General features: G+C 63.0%; 8 protein-coding genes. 5 read left to right on the top strand and 3 right to left on the bottom strand.

From position 1 onward, the window contains the following. Positions 1-117: 117 nt before the first annotated feature. The 4 genes from FCK22_RS11885 (at position 118) to FCK22_RS11870 (ending at position 2,212) form a co-directional block, all read left to right on the top strand. Positions 118-714 carry an RNA polymerase sigma factor gene (locus FCK22_RS11885; RefSeq protein WP_067264752.1) on the top strand — a complete coding sequence of 199 codons (597 nt, stop codon included), beginning with the start codon at positions 118-120 and terminating at the stop codon, positions 712-714. Then, positions 707-1,063, top strand: a complete 357-nt coding sequence (locus FCK22_RS11880) for a hypothetical protein (protein WP_067264757.1) — start codon at positions 707-709, stop codon at positions 1,061-1,063. The genes FCK22_RS11885 and FCK22_RS11880 overlap by 8 nt, the downstream gene beginning before the upstream one ends. A 1-nt stretch (position 1,064) precedes the next feature. Further along, positions 1,065-1,583, top strand: a complete 519-nt coding sequence (locus tag FCK22_RS11875; RefSeq protein WP_067264761.1) for a periplasmic heavy metal sensor — start codon at positions 1,065-1,067, stop codon at positions 1,581-1,583. Positions 1,584-1,705: 122 nt separating this feature from the next. Next, complete coding sequence (locus FCK22_RS11870) at positions 1,706-2,212, top strand: hypothetical protein (protein WP_067264764.1); 507 nt, start codon at positions 1,706-1,708, stop codon at positions 2,210-2,212. Here the strand turns inward: FCK22_RS11870 and FCK22_RS11865 are convergent. Genes FCK22_RS11865 through FCK22_RS11855 form a run of 3 tightly spaced genes read right to left on the bottom strand, consistent with a single transcriptional unit; the run spans position 2,209 to position 4,729 of the window. Beyond that, the gene (locus FCK22_RS11865) at positions 2,209-2,757 is read right to left on the bottom strand and encodes a hypothetical protein (RefSeq protein ID WP_067264770.1); all 549 of its coding nucleotides are present in this window, start codon (positions 2,755-2,757) and stop codon (positions 2,209-2,211) included. The two genes, FCK22_RS11870 and FCK22_RS11865, sit on opposite strands and share 4 nt — an antisense overlap. Next, complete coding sequence (locus tag FCK22_RS11860; protein ID WP_067264772.1) at positions 2,757-3,296, bottom strand: hypothetical protein; 540 nt, start codon at positions 3,294-3,296, stop codon at positions 2,757-2,759. The genes FCK22_RS11865 and FCK22_RS11860 overlap by 1 nt, the downstream gene beginning before the upstream one ends. After that, the gene (locus FCK22_RS11855; protein ID WP_248646509.1) at positions 3,293-4,729 is read right to left on the bottom strand and encodes a Tad domain-containing protein; all 1,437 of its coding nucleotides are present in this window, start codon (positions 4,727-4,729) and stop codon (positions 3,293-3,295) included. The genes FCK22_RS11860 and FCK22_RS11855 overlap by 4 nt, the downstream gene beginning before the upstream one ends. A 340-nt stretch (positions 4,730-5,069) precedes the next feature. On the opposite strand from FCK22_RS11855, the gene FCK22_RS11850 reads away from it, so the two are divergent. After that, complete coding sequence (locus tag FCK22_RS11850) at positions 5,070-6,500, top strand: Glu/Leu/Phe/Val dehydrogenase (protein WP_067264775.1); 1,431 nt, start codon at positions 5,070-5,072, stop codon at positions 6,498-6,500. Positions 6,501-6,559 lie beyond the last annotated feature (59 nt).

Genomic DNA, 6,559 nt, shown 5'->3' with positions numbered 1-6,559 from the left:
CGAAAAAAATGCATGGCAAACGGCACCACAAGGGTGACAAAATGGACCATGACAAGCCGCAGCGCGATTAAATGAAGCCTCGGGCGCGCTTGATCATGGCGCGCCCGGACCTTAGCCATGGACGGGATGCAGGATTTGCCCAACGCGCAGCAAGATGCGGATGCCGAGTTGTTGCAACGCTATGCCAATGGCGATGCGGCGGCGGCGCGGTTGCTGACCGCGCGGCTGGTGCCGCGCCTCCACGGCCATGCGCTGCGGGTGCTCGGTGACCGGGCCGAGGCCGAGGATGTGGCCCAAGAGGCGATGCTGCGGCTTTGGCGTCAGGCGCCGAAGTGGCGCAGGGGCGAAGCCAAGGTGACCACTTGGCTCTACCGTGTCGTGGCTAACCTCTGCACCGATCGTCTGCGCCGCCGGGGGGCGGGGGTGTCCGGGCTCGATGATGTGGCGGAACCTGCCGATCCGACCCCCGGTGCCGCGCAGCAGATGCAGCAGGCCGCCCGTGTGGACGCGCTGCAACAGGCGCTGGCCACTTTGCCCGACCGCCAGCGGCAAGCGGTGGTGTTGCGCCATATCGACGGTATGGCCAATCCCGAGATCGCCGAGGTGCTGGGCATCGGGGTCGAAGCGGTGGAAAGCCTGACCGCGCGGGGCAAACGGGCATTGGCCGCGCAACTGTCGGCACAACGGGACGCATTGGGGTTTGAAAATGAGTGACGTCGACGATCTGGAAGATTTCTTTGCCGCAGCACGGGCCAATCCGCCACAGGTCTCGGCCGGTTTGCAGGCGCGCGTTCTGGCCGATGCCGAAGCGCATATGCCCAAAGCGCCGCGCCAGCCGTGGCATCAAGCGCTCTGGCAACTTTTGGGCGGTGCGGCGGGGCTGAGCGGTCTTGCCACTGCCGCGGCTGTCGGGGTTTGGGTCGGCGTGGCACCGCCCGAGGGCATGCCGGATTTGGCCGGGCAGTTCGTGACCGGCACATGGGAGACCGAGACCTCGGACCTCACGGCGGCTGACACGGGCAGCGAATTCGGTGGATTTGGCTGGGACATGGAGGAAAGTTGAGATGACACAGGATCCGACACCGCGGCGCAGGCGCCTCATGCGGGTGGCCCTTGGCCTGTCGCTTGCGCTGAACGTGATGATCCTCGGCGCGCTTGGCGGGGCGATGTGGCGTCACGGCGGGCCGGGGCCGCATGGCGGGGGTGATTTGCCGGGGTTGCGCAGCTATGCCTCGCCCTATGTGCAGGCGCTGCCGCCAGAGGCGCGGCGCGGGTTGCACGGCAAAATGCGCGCCAGCGGCAAGGCGCATCACCTCGACCGGGAAGCGCGGCGCGCGCTTTACGACGAAATGCTTGCCGCGCTTCGGGCCGAGCCGTTTCAGGCGGATGTGGCCGCCGCGGTGCTCGCCGCCCAAGGGCAGGCCGCCGCGGGTGTTCAGCAGGTCGCCCATGACGCTTGGTTGGCCGAGGTCAGCGCGATGGATGCCGCCGCCCGTCAAGACTATGCCGACAAGTTGCAACAGCGGCTGGAAGCGGGGCCGCCGCGCAAGAAAGGCAAACGCGACGGCAAGCCCGAACGGTGAGCTGGCCGGGCGCCGCCGCTGCCCGGTCTTGCCCTTTGCCGGACGGCGGGCTAGGCCGAGGGCGAATGACCCCGGCAGGGGGCGGCGTTAACCGACCTCTTGCCTCTTAGAAAGCCCGGCCCATGACCGATACCCCTCACAGCATCCACAGCGGCGCGGAAACCGTGCTGGCCACGGCCAAGGCGTCACCCGCGCGGCGGGCGGTGGGGCTGTTGTCACTGGCGGGGCTGGGGCTGTTGCTGATCTACTCCGCGCTAACCCGCTCGCCCGATCCGGTCTGGCAGACCGTGCTGGTATTGATGGGGCTGGGCTTTATCGCGATTGCCGAGGTGATGCGCCGCGCCACCGCCAGCGCGGTGGAACTGACCGAAGAGGCGCTGCGCGATGCAGATGGCCGGGTGATCGTCCGCATGGACGAGATCGCGCGCATTGATCAGGGTGCGTTTGCGGTCAAACCCTCGAACGGTTTCCTGCTCAAGACCAACCGCCGCGTGGCGCGAGGCTGGCGCTTGGGCCTGTGGTGGAGCCTTGGCCGCCGGATCGGCGTGGGCGGCATGACCCCGGCCAATGAAACCAAGCTCATCGCCGAGATCATCCGCGCCAAACTGGCCGAGCGTGAGGCCGCTTAACCGTCCGACCAGACCGTGCGTGGCGCATAGCGCGGGCGGGTGAAGACGAAGTTGTGAATGTCGCGCCGCTCCAACCCGGTTTTGAACAGCGGCTCGAAGTCACGCCATGTCTCAACCAGCGTGACGCGTTCGTTGTTGGGCATGACGGGCAGCTTGTCATGCCAATTGCGCACATCGTCGCTGGTCAATGGCTGGACCGTTCCGCGCACCTGCGACCAATCCGCGTGGTAGCGGTCGTTTGCCTGATCATACCAGATTGAGCTGACCCGAAGGGCCGTTTGCCCGGTGCCGCGGGTGAGATACTCGAAAAGCTGTTGCATCCCGCGCAGATAATCCGCGTCAATCGCCTGCGTCTCGCGCGAGATGGCATCGCCTACGGTATAGGCCGCCGTCTGGTTAAGGTTGTACATCCGGAAGGTGTCAAAGGTCGAATACATGGCCAAATAGGCCCAGAACATCAGCGGCAACATGATCACCGTCTCAACGGCGATGGAGCCGTCTTCGCGCCCTTTGAACTGGGCCAGCAAACTGCGGAGAGCGCGCATTAATTCGGCTCCTGTACGAAGGCCGCGCTTGAGACCATGGAAACACGGCCTGCGCCGTCTTTCTCAAGGGCATAGCCAAGGCCGGTGGTCGGAAAGAAGGGCTCAAACCGCGCGCAGGCGCGCAGCAGCATCAATTGATGCTCGACCCCAAGGGTCCAGCCGCGCACCGGTCTGGGGTCTTCGGAAGTGTCGACGCAATCGGGCGACTGGTCGAAACTGGCGAAATTGCGCGGGTCCACGCGGATCATCTCAAGGCGCAGGGTCTCTTCACAGTCATCCAAAAAGATCGCGGCCTCGCAGATTTTGTCCTTGATGGTCTGATGCGTCATCGGGGTATTGGTGTTCAGCCGGATGTAGCGCACCGTCATGTCGAGCCCCCGGTCAAGGAACATGTGGCGGATGGCGTAAAAGCTCATCTCAACAGACATGAGCAGGCAGCCGAACAGGAGCGGCGACAGGATGGCGAATTCCATCAACATGGCCGAGCCATCTTCATCGCCCCGAAACCGGCGCCATGCTTTGATGTAGCGCTGTATCATTGCGTCAGCCTCAACTGGTTGATCTGGCGGGCGATGGCCTCGAATGCGCTGACGATTTCCACCCCTTCGACGCGGAAGAAATGGCTGTCGGAGGAGGCGCAGTTCTTCATCACCGATGCACCATGGTCGGTCACTTCAAAGCCGATCGACCAGATTACGATGCCCTTGGCCTTGGCCGCATCGCAGATGTTGTCGAGCAGGGTATCGGCCTGCGATGCGCTGTATTTCGTCCAATACCAGCGGTGACGCTCGCTTGAGCGGACATTGCGGTTCAGCCACCAGTAGAAGGGGTAATCGCTCCAATGGCGGTAGTGGTCCCGGTTGGCATAGACTTGGCGGTTGATCCGGCGGGTGGTCACGTTCACCCCGTCGGTCATCAGGATCACCGTTTTCAGCGTGTCGATATCGCCGTAGTCAGCCGGGCGCCCTTGGAAAGCCGCATCGCCGCCGATGGCTTGATTGATCGCGCGGAAGGACGGGTCGAGCAGCGCCACGCCCCATTTCATGCCCAGATGAATGGCGGTGTTCGCGCGGGGCTGGAAATTGGAAATCCGGGCTTTCAGCGCGGCGGCGTTCTGCGAATAGGGCGCGACTTCTTCGTAATCCTGCTTCGGGCAGCCGGGGTTGTAGATGTTGTCATAACGGCCGGTGTTGTCGCGGTGATAACCGTTCCAGCTATAGCCCGCCTCGAAGTGCTGCATATGCTCATAGCTGCGGGTCTGGCTGATGGCGGTGAGGTCAAACTCGCTGTCGTCGAAATCAACGCAATGGGAGAAGGAATGCAGCTGGGTGACGTTCAACTCATCCATGATGTCCTTCCCGACGTTGACCTGCGCGGTATAGGGCACGACGGAGATTGAGATCAGGTCCGCGTTTTCGGGCTTCAGCACGGTGTCGATGAAGGCATCGCTCGCGTCATGGAGGTTGGCCATTTTGCCGTTCTCCCGCATGGAGCCGGAGATATCGAGCACCATGGAAATCTCGACCTTGTTCACCTTTTCCTCCGCCGTGGATTTGGCAGGGACATGCAGCCGGTCTTGGCCGAACTTGCTCATGAACATCGTGTTGAGCGTGCGCGAGGCATCGACGGTGACGCGGCGGTAGTTCAACCCTTCGTCGACCGTCACGCTGGATACATATTCGGCCAGCCCCGCCTTGTCGAAATAATCGCGGGCCACGGCCTCGGGGCTGAGCGTTTGGTCAAGGTCCGCCGCCGCCAGCACGGCGCGGTCAGCCACGGCCTGCACCCTCGCGCGTTCGCGTTCATGGCGCATCAGGTCCACGCCGATGCCCCCCATGAGGATCATCAGCAGGATCATCAGAATGGCAAAGACCGTGACCAGCCCGTCTTCTTCGCGCGCGAAGCGGCGCAGCAGCGCGGGCAGGGGCTGCGGGGGATTTTCCGAACTGTGAGTGCTATCGCGCATTGTCATCAACCTCTCTTCCTGTGGCGTCCTGCGGGCGCCAAAGGGAATGGGCGGCATTTGCCTTGCCCTGTTGTGCTGCGGGAAAGTGTCCAGAGTTTGGCGCGTCTGGGGCAATAGGCGGCGCTTGGGGCCGGTTTTCGGGGGCATTTTCGGCCGATTTCCACCGGGCGGGGAGGGTGGCGCGGGCCGCCCCTACCCACGGTTGATAAAGTTTCGCAAATCGCGAGGAATTGGGTCGCGCCCCGCTATGAGGCGTCCTACGGTGCGACTGCATGCCCCTAGGGCAGCCAGATGAGTCGCGCCCGCAAACAAAGGGACCGCGACCGGACAAGAAGAGGAGAGACCGATGAATCCAGCCAATGAGCCGAGTTTCCGCGACAGTGTGGACCTGATGTTCAATCGCGCGGTCGCGCTAATGGATTTGCCGCCCGGTCTCGAAGAGAAAATCCGCGTTTGCAACGCCACCTACACGGTGCGTTTCGGCGTGCGTCTGCGGGGCCGGATGCATACGTTCACCGGCTACCGTTCGGTCCATTCCGAACATATGGAGCCTGTGAAGGGCGGTATCCGCTATTCCATGGCCGTGAACCAGAACGAGGTCGAAGCGCTGGCCGCGCTGATGACCTATAAATGCGCGCTGGTAGAAGCGCCCTTTGGCGGCTCCAAAGGCGGGCTCTGCATCGATCCGCGCGAATACGATGAACATGAGCTTGAACTGATCACCCGGCGTTTCGCCTATGAGCTGATCAAACGCGACATGATCCACCCCGCGCAGAACGTGCCCGCCCCCGACATGGGCACCGGCGAGCGTGAGATGGCTTGGATCGCGGACCAGTACAAACGCATGAACACCACCGACATCAACGGTGTGGCCTGTGTCACCGGCAAGCCGATCAACGCGGGCGGCATCCAAGGCCGGACCGAGGCGACAGGCCGGGGCGTGCAATATGCGCTGCAAGCCTTCTTCCGCGATCCCGAGGGCCTGAAGAAAGCGGGCCTTTCCGGCAAGCTCGACGGCAAGCGGGTCATCATTCAGGGTCTCGGCAACGTGGGCTATCACGCCGCCAAGTTCCTCAGCGAAGAAGATGGCGCGAAGATCACCGCGATCATCGAACGCGACGGTGCGCTGCACAGCGAAGACGGGCTGAACGTCGAGGCGGTGCATAAGTGGATCGAAAGGCATGGCACGATCAAAGGCTATGCCGATGCGAAGTTCGAAGAGGATGGCGCCAAGTTTCTGGAAGCGGATTGCGATATCCTGATCCCCGCCGCGCTGGAGGGGGTGATCAACCTCACCAATGCCGAGCGTATCCAAGCGCCCCTGATCATCGAAGCCGCGAACGGTCCGGTGACCGCCGGGGCGGATGAGGTGCTGCGCAAGAAGGGCACGGTGATCGTGCCTGATATGTATGCCAACGCAGGCGGTGTGACGGTCTCTTACTTCGAGTGGGTCAAGAACCTCAGCCACATCCGCTTTGGCCGCATGCAGCGCCGTGCCGAGGAATCACGTCACCAACTGGTGGTGGATGAGCTTGAGCGGCTGAGCGCGGATAAGGACCTTGGCTGGACGCTGAGCCCCGACTTCAAAGAGAAGTACCTGCGCGGTGCGGGGGAGTTGGAATTGGTCCGCTCCGGTCTCGATGACACGATGCGCACGGCCTATGAGGCGATGGCCCATGTCTGGCACAGCCGCGACGATGTCGATGATCTGCGCACGGCGGCCTATCTCGTCTCAATCGAAAAGGTCGCGGCGAGCTATCACGCCAAGGGGCTTTGAGGGGCGTATCGCCTCTCTTGAAGTGACCGAAAAAGGGGCGTCCTGCGCCCCTTTTTGCC

This window comes from Sulfitobacter sp. 15WGC (assembly GCF_005068605.1).
GTDB classification, from domain to species: Bacteria; Pseudomonadota; Alphaproteobacteria; order Rhodobacterales; family Rhodobacteraceae; genus Sulfitobacter; species Sulfitobacter faviae.
Note: the sequence above shows the minus strand (reverse complement) of the source record. Positions and strands in the feature narration are given on the sequence as shown.